Raw genomic sequence first — 21,803 nt, forward strand, 5'->3', positions numbered from 1 at the left:
GTTGTAGCAATTAAATTTTTCGACAATGTCTAGTACAGATATCTCTATCAATAAAGATGTACATCATGCACACGAAGAGCATGATCATCATCATGATCAGAATTTTTTCGAAAAGTACATCTTTAGCCAGGACCACAAAGTAATCGGGAAGCAGTTCCTGTTTATGGGTATCTTCTGGGCATTTATAGGTGGCTTTTTATCTATCTTGTTCCGCCTTCAGTTAGGTTGGCCAGATGCGACTTTTACTTTTCTGGAGCCTATTTTGGGCGGATGGGTTGCTAACGGTAAGATAGACCCAGAGTTCTACCTGGCGATGGTAACTATGCACGGTACCATCATGGTGTTCTTTGTATTAACAGCAGGTCTTTCTGGTACTTTCAGTAATTTTTTGATTCCGTTGCAAATTGGTGCACGTGACATGGCCTCTGGCTTTATGAACATGTTATCGTTCTGGTTCTTCTTTTTAGCCAGTATCGTTATGTTTATATCGCTCTTCCTTGAAACAGGTCCTGCAGGTGGTGGATGGACAATTTATCCGCCATTGAGTGCACTTCCTCAGGCTATCAAAGGTTCGGCTGGTGGTATGACCATGTGGTTGGTAAGTATGGCATTGTTCATTGTGTCACAGTTACTAGGTGGTGTTAACTATATCACTACTGTTATCAACCTAAGAACAAAAGGTATGTCCATGACAAAGCTTCCGCTTACAATATGGGCTTTCTTCTTAACAGCTATACTTGGTTTACTTTCGTTCCCAGTATTATTCTCTGCAGCTCTATTGCTGATCTTTGACCGTAGCTTTGGTACTAGCTTCTACTTATCCGATATCTATATTGGTGGAGAGGCTTTAGCTCACACTGGCGGTAGCCCAATCCTGTTCCAGCACTTGTTCTGGTTCCTTGGTCACCCTGAAGTATACATTGTAATTTTACCTACATTCGGTATTGTTTCAGAAGTAATTGCAACAAACGCACGTAAACCTATCTTTGGTTACAGAGCCATGATTGGTTCTCTACTAGGTATCTCGCTCCTTTCGTTTGTTGTATGGGCGCACCACATGTTCGTAACAGGTATGAACCCATTCTTAGGTTCTGTGTTCATGTTCCTGACACTTATTATTGCTGTACCTTCTGCTGTAAAAGTGTTTAACTGGTTAGCAACACTGTGGAGAGGTAACATAAGATTCACAACAGCTATGTTGTTCGCTGTTGCTTTCGTATCACTCTTCATCTCTGGTGGTTTAACGGGTATCATTCTTGGTAACTCATCACTTGATATTCAGTTACACGACACATACTTCGTTATTGCTCACTTCCACTTAGTGATGGGTGCTGCGGCTTTTTTTGGAATGTTCACTGGTGTTTACCACTGGTTCCCTAAGATGTTCGGTCGCATGTTGGACGAAAAACTAGGAGCTGTACATTTTTGGATGACTTTCGTATCGGTTTACCTCGTGTTTATGCCGATGCACTACTTGGGTATAGCTGGTTTCCCGAGAAGATATTATTCTTGGAGTACGTTCGAAGCGTTCAATGTTTTTGCTGATATGAACAGCTTTATCAGTATAGCAGCCATCATGGGCTTCTCTGCTCAGTTCATATTCCTGTTCAACTTTATCTACAGTATCTTCAGAGGCCGTAGAGCAAGTGCAAACCCATGGCATTCTAACACACTAGAGTGGACTACTCCTCCACTTCCAGGGCATGGTAACTGGCCAGGTGAAATTCCAGCAGTATATAGATGGCCATACGATTATAGCAAGCCTGGATCTGTTGAAGATTATATACCGCAAACAGTACCTTTCTCGCAGACGCAGTCTTCAAACTTGCCAAACGAGAGAGATCAAGAATAATCATTAATGGCAGATAAATCTTTTCAGAACAAAAGATTTAGGAATATTGGAGTAATAACAGTTCTTGCTGTTTACTTTCTAATATTAGTCGGAGGAATCGTGCGAAGTACAGGCTCGGGCATGGGATGTCCAGATTGGCCTAAGTGCTTTGGCAGTTGGGTTCCTCCGACTGATGTTAGCCAATTGCCAGAAAATTATCTGGAGGTATACAAAGAGCAAAGGATAGAGAAGAATAAGAAAGTTGCAGCTCAACTCGACAGACTAGGTTTTGATGAAGTTTCTGCTGCTATTTTTTTGCATCCAAGTCAATATATAGAAACTGAATTTAACGCCACAAAAACCTGGATTGAATATATTAACAGGTTGGTAGGAGTTGCGATTGGTATCTTTATTTTTCTGACGGTAGTCTATGCGGTTCCATTTCTTAAAAGAGATAAGACTATATTCTATCTGTCCTTTCTAAGCTTTTTATTAGTTGGTTTTCAAGGGTGGCTAGGTTCTATAGTTGTATCTACTAATCTCTTGCCTATAACCATTACTATTCACATGGCATTGGCACTATTGATAGTAGCCATGCTGCAGTATGCTGTCACAAGATCTCAGGCAGAAAACATCAAGAAGCGTTTTCTGTACAGTTCAGAAATCAACGTGCTATTGATTGTTATTGCAGTAGCGACTTTTGTGCAGATTATATTGGGCACGCAAGTAAGAGAAGAGGTTGATTTTGTTTCTTTTATGATGAATAACAGTAACAGAGAAATGTGGGTTGATAAGCTTGGTGTTAGTTTTTATATACATCGTTCTTTCTCAATTCTGGTTTTACTAGTAAATGTATACACAGCTTATCTGTTGTTTAAGCTGAAAGACAATACATTATCGAAGCTAACTTCTCTGATGTTGATTTTGCTAGGAGCGGAAATAGTTTTCGGTGTGGTGATGGCTTATTTTGCTATACCTCCTGTTTTACAACCGCTGCACCTAACTGTTGGTACACTGCTTTTTGGTGTACAGTTTTTAATGTTAATTTTTTATAAATACGCCTCTTATCAGGCAATAAATAAGTCAGTAGCGATTTTAAACTAATGTTAGTTCACAAGTCAGATACGTTGCTGCCTTTAAGCCTTATGTCAAACAAAGTAAAGGCATATTTTCAATTACTTAAGTTTAGGCTAAGCTTTACTGTTGCTTTCTCTAGTGCTATTGGTTTTATACTGGGTAGGCTAGGAGCTTCTTATGCAGAAGTGGCTTTAGTGATGCTAGGCGGACTTTTAGTAACTGGTTCAGCTAACATCATCAACCAAATCATTGAAAAAGATTTGGACAAGATGATGAAGCGCACAGCTAAAAGACCTTTACCGACTGGTAAAATTTCTGTAGCTGAGGCAGCCATTTATTCAGCCTTTTTGGGTGTTGCTGGGCTTGCAGTTCTAGCTCTTACCTTTAATGTACTGACGGCTGTTCTTTCTCTTATTTCATTAATTCTGTATGGTTTTGTGTATACTCCGTTAAAGCGCATTAGTCCGATATGTGTTTTTATTGGAGCTATACCTGGAGGTTTACCTCCAATGATAGGTTGGGTGGCCGCTACAGGGGTTATAAGTGTCGAAGCCTGGATTTTATTTGGGATTCAGTTTATATGGCAGTTCCCTCATTTTTGGGCCATTGCATGGGTGTTGGATGATGATTATAAAAAAGCTGGTTTCAAGATGTTACCTATGGCAGGTGGCAAAAATCTTAAAACTGCTATACAGATAATGATCTATACGCTAGTGCTAATCCCGTTAAGCCTTTTACCATTGCAGTTTGGCATGACTGGTACTACATCAGCTTTTGTAGCTGTCATATGTGGGGTTCTTTTCCTGGCCCAGACGTTCTACCTCATGCGCACCTGTTCTAAAAAGGCAGCGATGAATATTATGTTCGGGTCATTTTTGTATCTGCCTATCGTGCAGATAGCTTTTGTGCTAGATAAGCTTACTTAGTAAAATGACATCTAATTCTGTAGATAAAGAAAAATCCACTTCGGGCGTACATCCTTTAAAGTTTGCTCTGTGGTTAATAATAATAAGTATCATTATGATGTTTGGCGCTTTTACAAGTGCTTACATCGTAAGAAGGGCAGAGGGTAACTGGTTTGAGTTTGAGTTGCCAGGCATCATGCTTCTGAACACTGTGATTATTATAGCAAGTAGTGTTACCATGCAACTGGCATATAATGCTGCTAAGAAAAATAATATTTCTATGCTAAAGATCATGCTGTTTTCGACCATGGCTTTAGGTATTGCCTTTTTAGCCGGTCAATGGTCTGGATGGTCGGAACTAGTTCAGAATAGTGTTTATTTTGGTGGCGCCACTGCAAATCCTTCTGGTTCATTTTTGTATGTTTTAACAGGTGTGCATGGCTTTCACCTTATAACAGGATTGATATATATAGCAGCAGTGATCAGTGCCGCTTTAAATTATAAAGTACACTCTAAAAATATACTGCGTATACAGTTATGCACTATATATTGGCACTTTTTAGGAGGACTTTGGCTATATTTGTACATATTCTTAAGGATTAATCATTAAACACATTATTTTCAATACATAAACTATGTCTACTTCAACTACGCTGGAAGCGCCTAATACAGGTACATGGGATGGTGGTAACGAACCATTAAAAGCGAGCTATGGAAAGCTCATGATGTGGTTTTTCCTGCTGTCTGATGCATTTACTTTTGGTGCTTTTCTAATTGTTTATGGCTTATCTCGTCATAAGCATTTACCTTACACTGGTGAGCCTGATGCCTTTACCTTCTCAACGGAATGGTGGCCTATTCCAGAAAAAGTGTTCAATGCTTTCCCTGGATTTCATGGTGTAGATTTGCCTTTGGCGTTTGTGGCCTTAATGACCATGATTCTGATCCTAAGTTCTGTAACGATGGTTTTGGCTGTGGAAGCAGGGCACAGAATGGATAAGAATGATGTGCAAAAGTGGTTATTGTGGACAATCTTGTTTGGTGCTATCTTCTTGGGTTGCCAGGCATGGGAGTGGGCTCACTTTATAACTGGTGACGAAACTGGTATGTTGATGGCTGACGGAACCAGAATATTTGGTGCCAACCTAACCATGAACCAATATGGACCTCCTTTGTTTGCAGACCTATTCTTCTTCATCACTGGTTTCCATGGTACGCACGTATTTTCAGGTGTTATACTACTCCTGATGATTTTCATCAATACAGTAAATGGTGTATACCACAAGCGTGGCCATTATGAGATGGTAGAGAAAGTTGGTTTGTACTGGCACTTTGTAGACCTTGTGTGGGTGTTCGTATTCACATTCTTCTACCTGATCTAATTAAGAATAAACTAAAAAATAACTAAAAGCAGTCTGTAACAAGTATAAATACTAAAGATACTGTTTATATAAAAAGATATAGAATACTATGGCGCATTCTGATCATTCACACGACTTTAACCACACAGGTGATATTCCTAAGCCGCAGACAAAGGCTATCTGGAAAACCTTTGGTATATTGGTAGCTTTAACGGCATTCGAATTTTTGATAGCATTTACAATGGATGCTGGCACTATTCGAAATGCTATCTTCATTATTCTAACTATCTTCAAAGCCTTCTATATTGTGGCTGAGTTTATGCACTTAAAGCATGAAACTAAAGCTTTGATATGGTGTGTTCTAATTCCGATGGCGTTAGTAACGTGGCTAATGGTAGCCTTACTTGCAGAAGGAAGTTACTACTACGATTCGGTTACAAACTATTTTAAATAGTACTTATTATGAATAACAAAAAGGCACTAATATTAGGTTTACTATTATTAGTGCCTCTTCTTTTTATAGTTGTTAGTGGAGTATTTGATCATCACTTCTCCCTTAGAACTTACTTCCCTGAGTTAACAGACGAAGGAGAAGTCGTATATAATGCCGAAGGCGATACTATCTTCCGACAGTTGCCTGATTTCAAGCTAATTTCTCAGGAAGGGGATACTGTAACGCAGCAAACTTTTTCAGACGATATTTATGTAGCAGATTTCTTTTTTGCAACGTGTCCTGATGTCTGTAAAAAAATGTCGTCCCAGCTTTCTAGGATACAGGAGGCGTTTGAAAGTAATCCTGATGTTAAAATTGCCTCTTTTACTGTAAACCCAGAACATGATTCTGTAGAAGTGTTGCAGAACTATGCCGCCATGTACGGAGCTAAACCTGACAAGTGGTATTTTCTGACAGGCGAAAAAGAAGAGATTTATAGTTTAGCTATAAAAGGGTTTTTCTTACCTGTACAGGATCTCTCCGGTGAGGACTTTGTGCATAGCGAGAAGTTCATGCTTGTAGATAGAAATCGCCGTGTTAGGGGAATCTATGATGGTACAAACCCTGTTGAGGTAGATAGATTGATTACAGAAATTAACGTTTTACTTGATGAATACAGTAAAGGAGAATAGTGTGGCTGCTAACGCGAGAGACAAGAAGTTTCTGGCGTTGATTGCTGTATTATCAGTGGTAATTCCTGTTGTGGTAGCCGTGTTATTCTTTATGCCTAAGATTGGTGGAGGAAAAATTGATGTTTCTTTTTTACCTCCATTTTATGCCTTTGTCAACTTCTTAACAGCTCTTGCACTAGTAGTAGGTTATCGAGCCGTTAAAAAAGGAAATATTCTCAGGCATAGAGCAGCCATGCTGACTGCCTTCGGTTTATCTGCCATATTTCTTGTATCTTATGTTGTGTACCACATGTTGGGCGAACGCACTATATATGGAGGCGAGGGCTTACTGAAGTACATCTATTATTTTATACTGGTTACGCATATTGTTTTGGCGGTGGTAATAGTTCCGCTGGTACTTCTATCGGTATATTTTGGTATAACAAACCAGTTGGTTCGCCACAGAAAGGTTTCCCGCTGGACATATCCTATATGGCTCTATGTGGCTGTTACGGGTGTAGTAGTTTATTTAATGATTTCACCGTACTATACTTAAGTAAAGTTAGTGTTGGTAATAAACGCTGTTAGTAAATATTATGAAGCTTAGAATGAAAAGAATAGTATTATCGTTGGTAGTGGCTTTTGTAATGGTTCTAGCTACAACAGATGCGTATAGCCAGTGTGCTATGTGCCGTGCTACCGTCGAGTCTAATGTAGGCACAGGAAGCCCAGAGCCAGAATCTGAAGTAGGTTCAGGTCTTAACACTGGTATATTGTACCTGATGGCAATACCTTACCTTTTAGTAGGTACTGTAGGGTTCCTATGGTATAAGAGCAATAAGCGCAAGAATGGCTAATCTTCTCGGTTAGGAACTATATTACAAGTAAATATTCAAGATGCACACAGGGAGAATTGTTTATACATCCAGCTTATTATCTAACCAAGTATGATGAGATGTATAGAAATTGCCCTGTGTGCAATTCTAATATCAACTACAAGTAAAGTTTTTTTGGGAGCAATGTTCATTAGTTACGGCTTCTCGATAGGAATTTTGTAATGCTCGTAGGCGTGCTGCCTTACTACTTGCTACACTTAGCCAAAAATCCGCCTATCTATGTATTTTTACCAGTAGTGGCCACCATGGGAACGGTTCCAACTCCCTTACTTGTCAAATCTGTCTGCCTCTTAATGCTTCATTTCTTTTTGGGCACTAAATTTGATCCTTCCTATAGCACATACAATTAAGCTGTTATGTAGTGCTTGTACTACGATTTGTTTAAATTCGTAGCTAAACACCCTTATTTTGACTCGGAAGGTAACATCATTTATATTATTGCTGTTGTCGCTGCTGTGTTTTTTAGCAACAGCAGCTTTGTATTTTAATGTGCCTACAGGCATTAGTTCAGAAACAGGCTTTAATGTAGCATTAAGTTCAGTTGCGGAAGAAACAAATCATAGGGTTGCTGAAGCTGAACAGGAGGCACGAAGAATAGGAGAATTACTCAGTGTAAATGCCCTTTCCTTTTCAAACTTAGTTAAAACAACAAAATACCCAACCTTCATTTATAGTGGTGGCGCACTTGTCTTCTGGTCAGACCATACCATCATTCCCGATCTTGATTTCCCTCCAAAAGTAACTGTGCCCACTGCCGTAACGAATGTTTATGGCAAATTTGTGGTAGTGCCGCATCAGCAGTTTCAATACAACATATATGTTTACATTCCGCTTCAGGTAGATTATCGCATCAGTAACAGCTTTCTTTCATCTGGCCTGCAAAAAGATATATTCGGAGATATGGAGGCCGAAATTGTATTAGATGCTAGTCCAGAGCTTCCTAACATAGCGACAAAAGATGGTGTTTACCTGTTTTCGCTGGATATAAAAAACACCAAACAGGCAAGCGGCCTTGATATGCTCGTGCTCTTGCTGTTGGTGACTGGCGTTATCTTTTTTGTTTTATTTTCAGTAAGCATCGCCAGCAGGAAATTCCAAGAAAAGAAGTATAGCCAGGGTATAATTTTGCTGCTTCTGCTTTTAGCAGGCTTGCGTTTTTTGCTTCTGAAGCTAAACCTGCCATTTGCTATTGTAGAAATGGATCTGTTCGATCCAAAGTTATATGCCTCTTCTACCTGGTCTCCTTCTGTAGGCGATTTAGCTTTAAATGTTCTGTTATTGGCCCTAATAGCATGGGCCTCTCATTTCCTTTTCAGGAAAAATAAGGTACTGAGTCAACTTAAGGAAATGGAGAAAAAGCAGAGCAGAGTTTTGCAGATTGCCTGCCTTGCTTCTTTCTTTTTGCTACTGCTAGTCCTTTTTAAGTTTTACTACGGCATTTACAGCAATTCTCCACTGGTACTGGATATTAACCAATCGCTTAGCGTTACGAAATACAAACTGTTGATCTACGGAATCATGTTTGTGTATACTGCTTCGCTTTGTGTGTTTGTGTATATACTGGCTACCATTGTTTCGGTACAGTTTCAGAAAGAGCCGAAGTCTTGGGCTTATAAAGTACTAGCAGTTCTAGGATTGCTTATTTTAGGTTTGGCAGCATTCTTTGCTTCGCATCTAGCATACATCTTTTTAGCAGGACTGTTATTTTGGCTGGTGGTAGCTATTTCGGCTCATCATCGCTATGCCGTCAATTTCCCTTACCGTACGTACCTCTTTTTCTTTTTGGTGGTGGCTATAAGTGCCTTTACAGGTGCCATGGCCCTGTATACACAATATCAGAATGAGCTAAAGGATTATAAGCAGAACTTTGCCCTTAACATACTGCAAGAACACGATGTGTTGGGGGAATATCTGCTAGAAGAAGTATCTGCAGGAATAGCTTCTGATCAGATGATTCAGATGAAAATGATGGGACCTTATGTCGATGCTGCTTTCATCAAGAGGAAAATAGCAAGGCAGTATCTCCGCGATTATTTTGATAAGTATGAGATAGATGTGCTGCTGTTTGATGGTAGAGGAAATACATTAGAAAGTGCCGATCCTGCAGCTCCCACCTTACAAGGATTATTGCTAAAGTATGTAAACCCACAGACGCTGACAGAGTACCCAAATTTATACTTGGTAGAAGACCCTACCAAGTATGATGCGCGCATGTACTTAAAGCTGATTGAGGTGCCGATGGGGCCTTGGCAGAAAGGGTTTATTGTGCTGCAGCTTACGCTAAAAAAGCTGTTGCCTCACAGTGTAGTTCCTGAGTTACTGGTCGATCAGAAGTATGATCAGCCTTTTAGAGCGGGCACCCTTAGCTATGCCATCTATAACAACGGTGAATTAAGCTATAGCGAAGGCGAATACGATTATGCCACCAATTTCAGGAGGGGGTTGATGCAAAGATCAGAGCTTTATGCTGGGGGAACAACGCAGGGGGCCTATCATCATTTCGGCGATAGGCAGGAGGAAGGAAAGACCTTGATCATAACTACTGAAAAATATGGTGGGCGAGAGGTACTGTCTAATTTCTCGCTGCTGTTCCTGCTCTATGTGGTAGGGGTTATCTTCTGCGGATTCTTGTTTTTATTTTTACAGCGACAGCGACTGCGGGAATTTAGGCCAACCTTCGGCACCAAAATTCAAATTTTTCTGAACCTGGGCATACTGCTTCCTTTGCTGTTGGTAAGCATAACCATTGCTAGCCTAGTTACGGCTTCTTACAAAAAAGACTTGACACTGGAGTATGAACACCGTGGGGAGGCGATACAGGAAAATTTAAGAACACACCTTACGCAGGGCCTGCTGCAGAGCAGAAGAGATCTGCAGGCAAAAGTATCTGAGGTAGCTTCCATCTCCGAGTCTGATATAAACCTTTACGACAGAAACGGGAGACTGCTGGTAACAAGCCAACCACTAATTTTTGAGGCAGGGCTTTTGTCTCAACTGATAAACCCAGAGGCTTTTGCTGCCATTTCGGAGCGAAACGCACTTCGGGTGCTGCTGGACGAGAAAGCTGGAAGCCTCACCTTTAACGCTTTATACCTGCCTGTTAGGCGCAATGGCTCGCAAAGTGATTTGATAGCCTACATCGGTATTCCGTTTTTCGACTCCGAAAGGCAGTTGGATATACGTTTAATAGAACTAGTAACCACCACAATGAACATTTTTACCATTATGTTCATTGTATTCATTGTGCTGACCTTCTTCGCCTCCCGCATACTTACGGTGCCACTTCGTTTATTAGCCGATAAACTGAAGCGAACCTCGCTTACGGGTAAAAACGAAATGCTGGCCTACGAAGGAGCCGATGAAATAGGAATGCTGGTAAATGAGTATAACCGTATGCTGCTAACGCTGGAGCAAAACAAGGTGGACCTGGCAATGCAGGAGAAAGAGGCGGCGTGGAAGGAGATGGCACGGCAGGTAGCGCATGAAATCAAAAACCCATTGACGCCCATGAAGCTTTCGTTGCAGTATTTGCAGAAGGCTATAGATGAGAAGAAGCCAAATACAGAACAGCTGATCCACAAAATCTCGCATACGCTCATCACTCAGATTAACATATTGAGTGACATTGCCACTTCGTTTTCCAACTTTACCTCTATGCCAGAGCCAAAGAACGAACGCATGAATGTTGCCGCTGCCTTGCGCGAATCGGCTAACCTGCACAATGACCCCGCCACCGTTATACTTGCCTGCGAAATACCAGACAGAGAGGTAGCAGTCATAGCTGATCAAAGCCTGATGGTGCGTACGTTCAATAACCTGCTTTTGAATGCGATACAGGCTGTGCCTGCCGATAAGAAGCCGCAGATCAGGATAAAGCTGGAGAAACAGGAACAGACAGTATTCATTTTGATTAGTGACAACGGCAGTGGCATACCAGAAGACATACGCAATAAAGTATTTATCCCGAATTTCAGCACGAAGTATACAGGTTCGGGTATTGGACTGGCAGTAGCTAAAAAAGGAATAGAAAACGCTGGAGGGCGCATTTGGTTTGAGACAGAGGAGGGGCAGGGCACCACGTTTTTCATTTCTTTACCGCTGGCAGAGCCATGAAAAGCAGGGGGCTTATAGTTGTTATTTTCTTTCTGGTAAGTATACCGTTGCTTGCCCAACCAACCCTTGATAACAGGCGCTGTAAGTGGCTGCATGTCTCCTCTGAGCCCATTGTACTCGATTCTTTAACTATTGCCACCTCCTCCGTTACCTTTATAGGGCCCAGGCAGCAGGAGTTTGCCTTCGACTATAACTATAACACATTAGAGTTCAAGCTGACAAAATTTCCTGCGCCAGACTCTGTGGTGATAGATACGCTGGGAACCAAAGTGCCGCTGCGCGATTCGGTGCTGGTGTGTTACCGTGTGCTGCCCCTCAACCTGACCAAGCCTGCTTTCAAACACGATATTACCAAACTTGATGTAAGCAACCCGAACAGGGAAGGCTATCTGCAGGATGTAGGCACGAAGGAGGAGATTTTTAGTACACCTGGCCTGAACAAGACGGGAAGCATTTCGAGGGGCATCTCTTTCGGCAATACCCAAAACGTGTTTGTAAACTCTGCCCTGAATTTACAGCTGGACGGCAAGCTAACCGACGACATCAGCATCACAGCGGCTATTACCGATCAGAACATTCCCTTTCAGCCCGAGGGAAACACACAGCAGCTACAGGAGTTCGACAAAGTATATATCACGCTTAAGCATAAGCTGTGGCAGCTTACGGCAGGTGATGTGGTGCTGCGGAATAAACCATCGTACTTTCTGCAGTATTATAAAAACGTGCAGGGTGCCGCTTTCGAAACCACCTTTGGCAGTTCCCCCGAAAGAGTAGGCGTAACAAGTGTAGCTGCATCGGTTTCAAAAGGTAAGTTTGCCTCGGAAGTGGTGAAGGCGCAGGAGGGCGTGCTGGGGCCGTATCGTTTGCGCGGACCAAATAACGAACGGTTTATTATCGTGCTGGCAAATTCAGAAAGAGTTTTCCTGGATGGCAGGCTACTGGAAAGAGGCTTCGATTATGACTATACCATCGACTATAACCAGGCGGAGATTACGTTTACCACCCGCCACGTTATCACCAAAAATACTCGTATAAAAGTAGATTTTGAGTATACCGACCAGAACTATAGCCGCAGTATTTACAGCGCTAGCCACCACCAACAGCTAGGCAAAATAAATGTGTACGCTAACTACTACAACGAATCTGATAACCCGAACAACCTCCTGAACCTGGACCTACGTGACGAGGAAAAGCGCCTGCTGGCAAGTATAGGCGATAGCTTAAACATGGCCGTTACCCCTGGTGCCGATAGTGTGCAGTTCGATCCAACACAGGTGCTGTATGCTAAAATTGATACCTTATTTAACAACGGGCAGGAGAGTGCCACCATTTATGTATATTCAAATGATCCTTCCGCTGCATTTTATAATGTACGTTTTACAGAAGTAGGTGCCAACAAGGGAGATTATGTAGTTTCGAACACCACCGTAAATGGCCGAGTGTACCGCTGGGTGGCTTCTGTAAACGGGGTGCCGCAGGGCAATTACCTGCCCGTGCGCGTGCTGCCTACGCCACGTAATAAACAGCTGGTGACGATGGGTGCCAACTATGAGGTGCAGAAAGGCATACAAGTGTTTATAGAAGCTGCTGCCTCTGAAAATGATCTGAATCGTTTTTCTAAACTTGATGCGGCCGACGACCAAGGGAAAGGTTTGCGTGTGGGGTATCTGGTGGAAAATCAGGAGTTATCGATTTTGGACAACTATAGGCTTAACAGCATGCTCAACTACGAGTATACTGATCAGAATTTTGTGCCGATAGACCGCTACCGCCCCATAGAGTTCGACCGCGACTGGAGTTTACCTACTACCACAGCCAAAGCAGATGACCACATCCTGAACTTTTCTGTTGGAGCTGCCAAAGATGCTTTTAACCTGTTCAACTACCGCATCAGCCGCCGCCTGCGCGATAACCAGGTAAACGGGGTGCAGCATTACCTGGATGTGGTACAGAAGGTGGGTAAGTTAGAATTGCGCAACAGCTTTTTTATGCTGAACAGCGAGCAGGACGAACGGCAGTCGGATTGGTACAGAGGCGATATTGCGGTAAAGTATAAAGCAGGCAAACTGGCACCTGGCTATATATATAGGTTCGATAAAAATAAGATAACCTCTTTAGAAACAGAAGCTGTACTAGGTTCTGCCATGTATTTCGACGAGCACCAGGTATTTGTGGAAAGCGGTGATTCGTCCCGTACCACCTTCCGAATAGATTATAGCCACCGCACCGACCTTCACCCAACTACCGAGGGTACTTTAGGCAATAAAGAAGTGGGACAAACCTATAACGGTATATTACAAGCGCAGCTGGGTTTGGAGAATGACTTGGCCGTGCAGCTTACTTATCGCAAGTTAACCTTGGCTACCGCCCAAGACGAGGAAACGGTGCAGTCGCGAATAGATTGGAATGCAGCTTTCCTGGATGGCAGTTTCCGTTCAGAGTTAACCTATGCGGCAGGTACGGGAAGAGAACTGAAGCGCGTCTTTATTTTCAGGGAGACATTGCCAGGCCAAGGCACGCACTATTTGCGCGAGGGCGGCAATCCTAGTGACCTGAACGATTACCTGGAGGCACAGACGGTGGACCAGCGGCGTTACATTAAAATATTCTTGCCGACGGATGAGTATGTAAATGCCTACACCAACACCTTTACGTATCGCCTCAACAGCAGCACTCCCCGCAAATGGCGTACACAAAACAACTGGAAAGGCATGGCTTCAAAATTTTCTATGCTCACCTTTGTTAATATCGACAAGAAAACCACTGATGAGAATTTAGCAAACCGCTTCAATCCTTTCAGCCAGGATTATGAAGATGAGGAACTGTTGTCGCTAACGAAAACCTTGCGAAACACCTTATACTTTAACCGCAGCAACCCAAACTATGGCCTGGAATATACTTTGCAGCAGAACGAGCAGAAGTCTTTGTTGGCCAACGGTACCGAAACACGCGTGCTTAACAGCCATACCTTAATCGGTAGGCTGAATCTGAATGAAGTGTTGAGCTCGCGTCTGGTGGTGGGGCAGAACAACAGGGGCAGCCGTTCTAATTTCCTGGAGTCGAAGAATTTTAAAATTGTATCGCAGGAGCTGACGCCCGAATTGGCTTACCAGCCGAACACACAGCTGCGCTTTACGGGTACCTACCAGTATGCGCTTCGAAAAAATGTGCTGGTAATAGCAGAAGATGACACACAAGAGAAGGCTGCATTCCAGGAACTAGGTATAGAAGCTAAGCTGAGCCAGGTAAGCAAACGCACCATCGCAGGCAATATCCGCTATGTAAATATTTATTTTGAAGGGGAGGAAAACTCCTATGTAGGCTATGAGATTCTGAACGCTCTTCGCCCTGGCAACAACGTAACCTGGTCGCTGAACGTGCAGCAGCGCCTGAGCAACGGCCTTAACATCTCCCTCAATTACGATGGTCGAAAGGCCAACGCTGTCGGTGCTGTTCATACGGGGCGTACACAGGTGTCGGTGTTGTTTTAAGCTCTAATCAAACAAATCATCTTTGATTGAAAGCTTTAACTTTTTACCACTATTTCCATCTTGGGTGCAAACAGGCCGCTCTTGCTTACAATCCATTTTCCCTGGCTGGAGCTTCTGGTATAAACCGTTCCTCCAAAAACTTTTTTAGCTCCGAAGTATAAACCTGATTGCTCTTTTCTGGTCATGTCTATTTTTCGCAGCTCCTTCACATACTCCAGACTGACTACAAAATCTTCATTTACCATAAGGTTGTAAGGCTTCAGGTCTACACTTGCTTTGCCTTTTTTGCCTGTAAATTTTAGGTATATAGGCTCATGCTGGATGTTTTCGTCGGGCAAACCATCTGTTAAAGTGTAAATGTTCAGCCTAAAGAAAAGGGTGTCGTAGTCATTCAGAAAGATATCCACATGAAACTCCTCCAGGTAAGTCGGCTGGTCTTTCACTTTGCAGAGCAACCCAATCTCGTTGCCTAAATTACTGAACTTAAAGGGCGTCATACCTACACCTGAAGGAGTGGCTTCGTTGCCCAAGCTTTTTGTTTGAAGCCTGTTGCCCGCTATTTCAACCTCTTTTAAGTCTAGTGTTGCAGCTTCTAAGGTGAGTATAGAACTGGAACGGAGTGCCTGGGCAAGTGCATCCACAGTATAATGTCGCTTTTTATAGCCGATCATCGACAGCACCAACGTGTCCTGCGCATTTTCTTGTTTTACTGATAAAGTAAACTCTCCTTTTTCGTTCGTAACGGTACCCACATCTTTATCTTTCACACCTATACTAGCATAAGGAATAGCCTGATAATAGGCTTGGTCTACAACTTTACCTTTTAAAACGAGCTCGTTTCCTTGACTGAATAATGCAGCAGGAAAGAAGAGGTAGCCTGCCACTACTAAGATTAAAAACTTCATAATTGCCTTCAGATTTGTTCCTGTAACCAGAGGCAAAGCTAGAGGAAGGAAGTCCTAAAAAATATTGTTCAGCTGCTCAAGAAGGCCCATTTTCAGAAATTAGTACCAACTAAAGCTGCGACTGGTACTGCGCGATGAAGTCTTTGGGCGAAGTTCCTGTCACAGCTTTGAACACTCTGTTAAAGGTTGTTTTGGAGTTGAAGCCACTTTCTTCGGCAATGGCAGCTATGGTCAGGTGCCGATACTGTTCATCTACCATACGGTACTTCACCTCTTCTACTCGATAGGAGTTGATGAAAGCGGTGAAGTTGCTGTTAGTGCGTAGCTTTATCAATTGGGAGATGTACTTTACGTTTGTCTTCAGGCGTTCGGCTACATCGCTCATCTTAAGGTCTCCTTTCCTGTACAGCTTTTCCTGTTGCATCAGCACAAGCAGTTTATCGAAGTATAGCTCCTCCTGTGCTGCACTTAACATATAGCCAGCTTCTTTTTCCTTTTCATGAATTTCGTGCATATGCCGAAAGCTGAAGAAGCTGATGCAGAAGATGGCTAGAAAATCCATTGAGTTAAAAAACAAGACTACGTTTTTCGTATACTGTGCTACATCGTAGTTCCAGGCATAAAGCAAAACAACAGCAAAATAAAAAGACCAAAAGGCGAAGCGAATCAGGAAGTAGCGCAGGATATACTTCAGCCATTTCTTTTTTATAGTTGAAAAACTGCTGGCGGTTGAAGTTTGATTTACTAACTGAATGGAGCGAAAAACAAAGTAGATGGAGAATAAACTGGCTATAAAACTATGGGTAGCTGCTCCCCAGGCAAAACCTTCTGTTGAAGCCAATTTACCTAATTTCTCTCCTCCTAAGCCTAGGAGTATAAAGTTGATGAGCAGTTCTGCTAAGGCTGGCGCAAAATACCAGGCATAAGCACGTTTCCAGGTAAAGTCTTTTTTGACAAGAGAAGCTGTATAAAAGTAAAGCAAAGGTCCATACCAAAACAGGAACAGCGACGGAAAGCCTAAAAGCCACAGGTGCTGGTAAACTAAGCCAGAGTTTAAGAAAAAGCTGTGCAGAGAGCTGAAGTTGAAAACCAGGATAAACAAACCCAGCAGCAGATTTGCGTAGCGCTTACCTTTAGGGTTGCTGAGAAAGAGCAGCCCCAACAGCATACCCTGAAAGAAAATAAGCAAATCGCTTATGGAGAGAAATGTTAGTTGCACTATAACTTGGATGTAAAACTTTATCTGAAAAAGATTGCTTTATATAGTAAAGATAAAGCATTCGAACCAAATATTTGCGTGCACCAACAGCAAATCAGAAGGCCTCTAACGTAGCTATGTTAGAGGCCTTTAACTTATGGTTGCCAAACTATAAACCTCCATTCATATTTCAGCATTCCTAATTCATAATTTAAACTAGTAGTACTTCCCAGGAATCAGGTAATTCTGCACATAATCCTTTACGCCCTCTTCTAACGTATAAAAAGGTTTGTCATAGCCGATAGAGCGGAGTTTGCTCATGTTGGCTTCGGTAAAGTATTGGTAGTTATCCCGAATGCTAAGTGGCGTGTCCATAAAGTCGATATCGGGCGTTACACCCATGGCATCAAAGGTATTTAAGGCAAGCGCCATAAAGGTGCGGGCCTTGCCTGAGCCAAGGTTATAGATGCCTGAGTTCTTGCGGTGGTGCATCAGGAACATACACACATCCACTACATCCTTTACATACACAAAGTCGCGCATCTGTTCTCCATCGGCATACTTAGGGTTATGCGAGCGGAACAGCGTCATGCTGCCTTTCTCTTTGATCTGGTTGTATGTATGAAAAATAACCGAAGCCATTCTGCCTTTGTGGTACTCGTTCGGGCCATATACGTTAAAGAACTTCAGGCCAGCCCAGAAAAAAGGCTTTGCCGTTTGCTCCAACGCCCACTTATCGAAATCATTTTTAGAATCGCCGTATGGGTTCAGCGGCTGCAGCATCGGAATCAACGCTTCCTCATCGTCGTAGCCCAGGGTACCAGAGCCGTAAGTAGCCGCAGAGGATGCATACACCAGCGGAATTTGATATTCGCAGCAGGAGTTCCATACTTTCTTAGAGTAGTTTAGGTTCAGCATGTCGAACACATCCTTGTTAAACTCGGTGGTGTCGGTGCGGGCGCCCAGGTGGAAGATAAACTCTACCTCTTCATAGTTCTTATCCAGCCAGTCAAAAAAGTTGTCACGGTCTACAAACTCCTTTATTTTTTTGCCTTTTAGGTTGTTTTCTTTTTTAGCGACAGAAAAATTATCCACCACTACTATATGGTTAAAGTTCGCCTGGTTTAGTCGGCTGACAAGGCAGCTTGGAATAAAACCTGCGGCACCAGTTACTACGATCATAGGTATGTAATTAAGCCTTTCCGAATTTTGGTTAAATTTACGAAAATAAAATGAAGCCGTACTTTCCAGCGCTTCTCAGATAAATGAAGAAACTGATCTACCGTCATACTTCCTGCTCCGTTCTTATTACGCTTTTACTGCTATTATGTGCCTGTAGCACGGAGAAAACCAACGAGCAGCAAACGGCAAGTATAACTATTGAAGATGACTTAGGCCGAAAGATACAGCTGCCGCATCAGCCGCAGCGGGTGCTGGCGCTGGCCTCGTCTATGACGGAAATGCTTTTTGCCGTGTGTGATACCGCTTCAATCGTTGGCCGCACCCAAAACTGCGATTATCCTGCAGCGGCTCTGTCTAAACCAGTTGTAAACAACTATCCTGTGGATATGGAGCGGGTGCTGCAGCTAAAGCCTGATCTGATTTTTACCACAGAAGGCATCACACCTTTAGAAGTGGCCGCAAGATTAGAGGAACTGGGCGTGCCTGTGTATTATCAGAAGTACAGAACCGTGGAGGATATTTTTTCTGGTCTGGAAGATATTGGCCGTATTGTTGGGCGGGAGCAGCAGGCAAAGCAGGTGGCTGATTCGCTGCGGCAGGAGGTAGCGCAGATAGAAGCGCGGCACAAAAACAAGGAGCAGCCGCTAAAAGTGTTGGCCGTTGTGAACTACGACCCGATTTATGTCTACGGCCACAGCACCGTCATCAGCGATAAACTGCGCATTTTAGGAGCCGAGAATGCCGTGGAAGAAACCTATGAAGCCATGTCGCGGGAGGCTATACTCAAAAGCAACCCTGATGTGCTGCTGGGAGGAACGCCTGAGGAGATGGAGAAAAACTTCTTCAGCATTTATCCTGAGCTGCGCAAAATAAAAGCCTACCAGAACAAGCGCATCTATAAGCCCACAGCAGATTTAATGTCCAGGGCCACACCTCGTGTGGTAGCATCTATCAAAGAGCTGGAGCGGTTTCTGTACCCGTCATGAGCAGAGTTTTATACTTTATACTTGCCCTTGTTTTAATCCTGATCGTGCTGGTGCTCGGTCTGCAGGTCGGCTCTTTCGAGTCTGACTTATCAACTATAGCCGAGGCCATTTTCAACTATAACCCCGACAACACCACACACTATGCCATTGTGCACCTGCGGCTACCCCGCATGCTGCTGGCTTTGGTAGTAGGAGCCTCGCTGGCCTTCAGCGGTTACCTGATGCAGGCCATGGTGAACAACGGCCTCGCAGATCCATACTTGCTAGGAACGGCCTCGGGTGCCTCGCTGGGTGCCGTGATTGTTTTCTTCGGATTTGTGGAGGTAACGATAACAGGTATTTATATGCCCCCTGTTTTTGCTTTGGCAGGTGCTTTTATAGTTACGCTGGCTGCGGTTATGCTTGGCCACCGCAAGGGGCAGCTGATACCTGCGCAGCTGCTGCTTGCAGGCATTGCACTTAGCTCTTTGCTCACGGCTATCGTTGGTCTGCTTACTTTTCTATCCGATACCGAAAGCAAACTCCGATCGGTTATTTTTTGGTCGATGGGTAGTTTTGAGCGGGCTACTTGGGCCATGGTGCCGTACCCTGCGGTAGCGCTGGGGCTGTCGCTGCTGCTTTTCCTGTTTATGCAAAAGCAGCTTAATATTTTATTGCTGGGGTCTGACAGGGCAGAGGCGCTGGGGGTGCAAGTAGCTAGAACCCGCTGGATTATATTGATAGTTGTTTCTTTGGTAACTGGCTTTGCCGTGGCAACTTCTGGCTCTGTCGGTTTTGTGGGGCTAATTATTCCGCACGTAACTCGAGGATTGATGGGAGCCACAGGCAAATCTAACTTGTTGTTCTGCGCTTTTGTAGGTGGTTTGTTCATGCTGCTCTGCGATTTGCTTTCCCGCATAATTTATCCGCCTGCTGGCTTACCAATAGGAATCATTACATCGTTCTTTGGTGTTCCTTTCTTTGTATATTTGCTGTTCAGAAAGAATTACAATTTTAGAGCTTAGATGATTTACGTAAGCAGGTTAGAGCATTTCAATGCAGCACATAAGCTGTATAACCCTAAATGGTCGGAGGAGAAGAATAAAGAGGTGTTCGGACCTTGTGCCAATACCAACTGGCACGGACATAATTTCGAGTTGATAGTAACAGTAAAAGGCAAGCCAAACCCTGATACAGGCTTTGTGATCGACCTTAAAAAACTGAGTACCCTTATCCGTAAGCACGTGATAGAGCAGGTAGACCACAAAAACCTGAACATGGACGTGCCTTTTATGGCTGGCAAGCTGGCAAGCACCGAAAACCTGGTGATGGAATTCTGGAAAATTCTGGAGCCGCGCATTGCGGAGCTTTCAGAAAACGAAGCAAAATTGCACAGTCTCAAGTTATATGAAACTCCTCGCAACTTTGTAGAGTACTTCGGTGAATAAAACCGAATCTTTTCATTTGCCTGCCACAGCCTAACGGGCAGCCCTACAACGGATAGTAACGCATGAAATATTATATTATAGCTGGTGAGCGGTCGGGAGATTTGCATGCCTCTAACCTTATAAAGCAGCTGCGGCAGAAAGACACTGCGGCTGAAATAAGAGGTTGGGGCGGCGATATGATGGAGGCAGCGGGTATGGAACTGGTTAAGCATTACCGTGAACTGGCTTTCATGGGGTTTGCCGAAACAATTTCCAATCTCTTTAAAATCCTCGGGTTTATCAGTGAGTGCAAAGCCGATATAAAAGCGTTTCAACCCGATGTAGTGATTCTGGTAGATTATGCTGGATTTAACATGCGCATTGCTAAGTTTGCCAAAAGTCGTGGGCTGAAAGTATTCTACTACATCTCACCAAAAATATGGGCTTGGAACCAGGGACGTGTGCACAAAATCAAAAAGGTTGTGGACCGTATGTTCGTGATCATGCCTTTTGAGGAAGAATTTTATGGCCGCTTCGACTATAAAGTAGATTACATTGGCAACCCCGTAAACGATTCGGTAACGGACCACGTGGTAAATCCTGATTTCAGGACAAAGAATAAGCTGAACCGAAAACCGCTGATTGCCATACTGCCAGGAAGCCGTGCGCAGGAGATAGAAAATATGTTGGATGTAATGCTAAGCGTGCTCCCGTACTTCCGCGATTACCAGTTTGTGGTGGCAGGCGTTTCTAATTTCTCCAAAGAGTATTACGAGCAGTATAACAAAGACCCTAATATCCGTTTCGTCTACGACCAAACCTATGATTTGCTGGCCAACTCTGAAGCTGCGTTGGTAACCTCTGGTACCGCTACCTTAGAAACAGCTTTGTTTGGTGTGCCGCAGGTAGTTTGTTACAAAACCAGCACCATTTCCTATACCATTGGTAAAATGGTAATTAAAGTACCTTACATCTCGCTTGTAAACCTGATTGCCAACAAACCTGTTGTTACGGAGCTTATCCAGGACGATTTCACCGCCAAGCGCCTAACAGCAGAGCTGAAACAACTCCTCTTCGACAAAACCTTTATCAAGAACCAGAAAGCTGGTTATGCTTTAGTACGCGAGAAAATCGGCAACTTCCGAACTGCTGAACGTGCCGCTGAGTTGATGGTAGTGTATCTGCAGGAGAGGTAGGAGACACTTTCTTAATTGTTCATGTCTTTGCGCAAGCTTCCGTTTGTGCCTTTACTTAATTGGTAAGAGCTACCAAGCATAAGTAGATGCTTGCGCGATAGTGGCAACAAATTCCCGCTGTTTAGCCTTAGTAAAGTTTTTCTCCCGCCGTT

The 21,803-nt window shown here is 43.4% G+C and carries 18 protein-coding genes; 15 read left to right on the plus strand and 3 right to left on the minus strand.

The window, feature by feature from the left end; translation table 11 throughout:
• Nucleotides 1–25 precede the first annotated feature (25 nt).
• From LN893_RS04600 to LN893_RS04650, 11 genes are all read left to right on the plus strand, one after another.
• The gene (locus tag LN893_RS04600; RefSeq protein WP_229968624.1) at nucleotides 26–1,852 is read left to right on the plus strand and encodes a cytochrome c oxidase subunit I; all 1,827 of its coding nucleotides are present in this window, start codon (nucleotides 26–28) and stop codon (nucleotides 1,850–1,852) included.
• A 6-nt stretch (nucleotides 1,853–1,858) separates the two neighbouring features.
• Nucleotides 1,859–2,935, plus strand: a complete 1,077-nt coding sequence (locus LN893_RS04605; RefSeq protein WP_229968625.1) for a COX15/CtaA family protein — start codon at nucleotides 1,859–1,861, stop codon at nucleotides 2,933–2,935.
• Between the two features lie 41 nt (nucleotides 2,936–2,976).
• On the plus strand, nucleotides 2,977–3,834 hold the full coding sequence (gene cyoE, locus LN893_RS04610; RefSeq protein ID WP_229968626.1) for a heme o synthase: 858 nt from the start codon (nucleotides 2,977–2,979) through the stop codon (nucleotides 3,832–3,834).
• A 4-nt stretch (nucleotides 3,835–3,838) separates the two neighbouring features.
• Complete coding sequence (locus LN893_RS04615; RefSeq protein ID WP_229968627.1) at nucleotides 3,839–4,423, plus strand: cytochrome c oxidase subunit 3; 585 nt, start codon at nucleotides 3,839–3,841, stop codon at nucleotides 4,421–4,423.
• A 25-nt stretch (nucleotides 4,424–4,448) separates the two neighbouring features.
• Nucleotides 4,449–5,195 (plus strand): cytochrome c oxidase subunit 3, encoded by a 747-nt coding sequence (locus LN893_RS04620; protein ID WP_229968628.1) that lies wholly within the window; start codon nucleotides 4,449–4,451, stop codon nucleotides 5,193–5,195.
• An 88-nt stretch (nucleotides 5,196–5,283) separates the two neighbouring features.
• Nucleotides 5,284–5,628: a cytochrome C oxidase subunit IV family protein gene (locus tag LN893_RS04625; RefSeq protein ID WP_229968629.1), complete on the plus strand. Its 345-nt coding sequence runs from the start codon at nucleotides 5,284–5,286 to the stop codon at nucleotides 5,626–5,628.
• A gap of 8 nt (nucleotides 5,629–5,636) precedes the next feature.
• Nucleotides 5,637–6,299 carry an SCO family protein gene (locus LN893_RS04630; RefSeq protein WP_229968630.1) on the plus strand — a complete coding sequence of 221 codons (663 nt, stop codon included), beginning with the start codon at nucleotides 5,637–5,639 and terminating at the stop codon, nucleotides 6,297–6,299.
• On the plus strand, nucleotides 6,277–6,834 hold the full coding sequence (locus tag LN893_RS04635; RefSeq protein ID WP_229968631.1) for a DUF420 domain-containing protein: 558 nt from the start codon (nucleotides 6,277–6,279) through the stop codon (nucleotides 6,832–6,834). The genes LN893_RS04630 and LN893_RS04635 overlap by 23 nt, the downstream gene beginning before the upstream one ends.
• 52 nt (nucleotides 6,835–6,886) lie before the next feature.
• Nucleotides 6,887–7,135, plus strand: a complete 249-nt coding sequence (locus LN893_RS04640; RefSeq protein WP_229968632.1) for a hypothetical protein — start codon at nucleotides 6,887–6,889, stop codon at nucleotides 7,133–7,135.
• Nucleotides 7,136–7,651: 516 nt separating this feature from the next.
• Nucleotides 7,652–11,287: a sensor histidine kinase gene (locus tag LN893_RS04645; protein ID WP_229968633.1), complete on the plus strand. Its 3,636-nt coding sequence runs from the start codon at nucleotides 7,652–7,654 to the stop codon at nucleotides 11,285–11,287.
• A complete protein-coding gene (locus LN893_RS04650) occupies nucleotides 11,284–14,778 on the plus strand; it encodes a DUF8818 domain-containing protein (protein ID WP_229968634.1) in 3,495 nt (1,164 codons plus the stop codon). Before LN893_RS04645 ends, LN893_RS04650 begins: the two co-directional genes overlap by 4 nt.
• 35 nt (nucleotides 14,779–14,813) lie before the next feature.
• Here the strand turns inward: LN893_RS04650 and LN893_RS04655 are convergent, their stop codons facing one another.
• The 3 genes from LN893_RS04655 to rfaD form a co-directional block, all read right to left on the minus strand.
• Nucleotides 14,814–15,683, minus strand: coding sequence for a carboxypeptidase-like regulatory domain-containing protein (locus LN893_RS04655; RefSeq protein ID WP_229968635.1), 870 nt, complete (start codon nucleotides 15,681–15,683; stop codon nucleotides 14,814–14,816).
• Between the two features lie 109 nt (nucleotides 15,684–15,792).
• The gene (locus LN893_RS20670) at nucleotides 15,793–16,902 is read right to left on the minus strand and encodes a helix-turn-helix domain-containing protein (RefSeq protein ID WP_229968636.1); all 1,110 of its coding nucleotides are present in this window, start codon (nucleotides 16,900–16,902) and stop codon (nucleotides 15,793–15,795) included.
• A gap of 195 nt (nucleotides 16,903–17,097) precedes the next feature.
• Nucleotides 17,098–18,063 (minus strand): ADP-glyceromanno-heptose 6-epimerase, encoded by a 966-nt coding sequence (gene rfaD / locus LN893_RS04665; RefSeq protein WP_229968637.1) that lies wholly within the window; start codon nucleotides 18,061–18,063, stop codon nucleotides 17,098–17,100.
• Between the two features lie 83 nt (nucleotides 18,064–18,146).
• Between rfaD and LN893_RS04670 the strand changes: the two genes are divergently transcribed.
• The 4 genes from LN893_RS04670 to lpxB all read left to right on the plus strand — a co-directional run bounded on the left by LN893_RS04670 (nucleotide 18,147) and on the right by lpxB (nucleotide 21,651).
• Nucleotides 18,147–19,049: an ABC transporter substrate-binding protein gene (locus tag LN893_RS04670; protein WP_229968638.1), complete on the plus strand. Its 903-nt coding sequence runs from the start codon at nucleotides 18,147–18,149 to the stop codon at nucleotides 19,047–19,049.
• Nucleotides 19,046–20,053 (plus strand): FecCD family ABC transporter permease, encoded by a 1,008-nt coding sequence (locus LN893_RS04675; RefSeq protein WP_229968639.1) that lies wholly within the window; start codon nucleotides 19,046–19,048, stop codon nucleotides 20,051–20,053. Before LN893_RS04670 ends, LN893_RS04675 begins: the two co-directional genes overlap by 4 nt.
• Complete coding sequence (locus tag LN893_RS04680; protein WP_229968640.1) at nucleotides 20,054–20,476, plus strand: 6-pyruvoyl trahydropterin synthase family protein; 423 nt, start codon at nucleotides 20,054–20,056, stop codon at nucleotides 20,474–20,476.
• Nucleotides 20,477–20,538: 62 nt separating this feature from the next.
• Nucleotides 20,539–21,651 carry a lipid-A-disaccharide synthase gene (gene lpxB / locus LN893_RS04685; RefSeq protein ID WP_229968641.1) on the plus strand — a complete coding sequence of 371 codons (1,113 nt, stop codon included), beginning with the start codon at nucleotides 20,539–20,541 and terminating at the stop codon, nucleotides 21,649–21,651.
• Nucleotides 21,652–21,803: the final 152 nt, after the last annotated feature.

The sequence above is a fragment of the Pontibacter harenae genome (genome assembly GCF_020907245.1).
In the GTDB taxonomy this organism is placed as follows: Bacteria; Bacteroidota; Bacteroidia; order Cytophagales; family Hymenobacteraceae; genus Pontibacter; species Pontibacter harenae.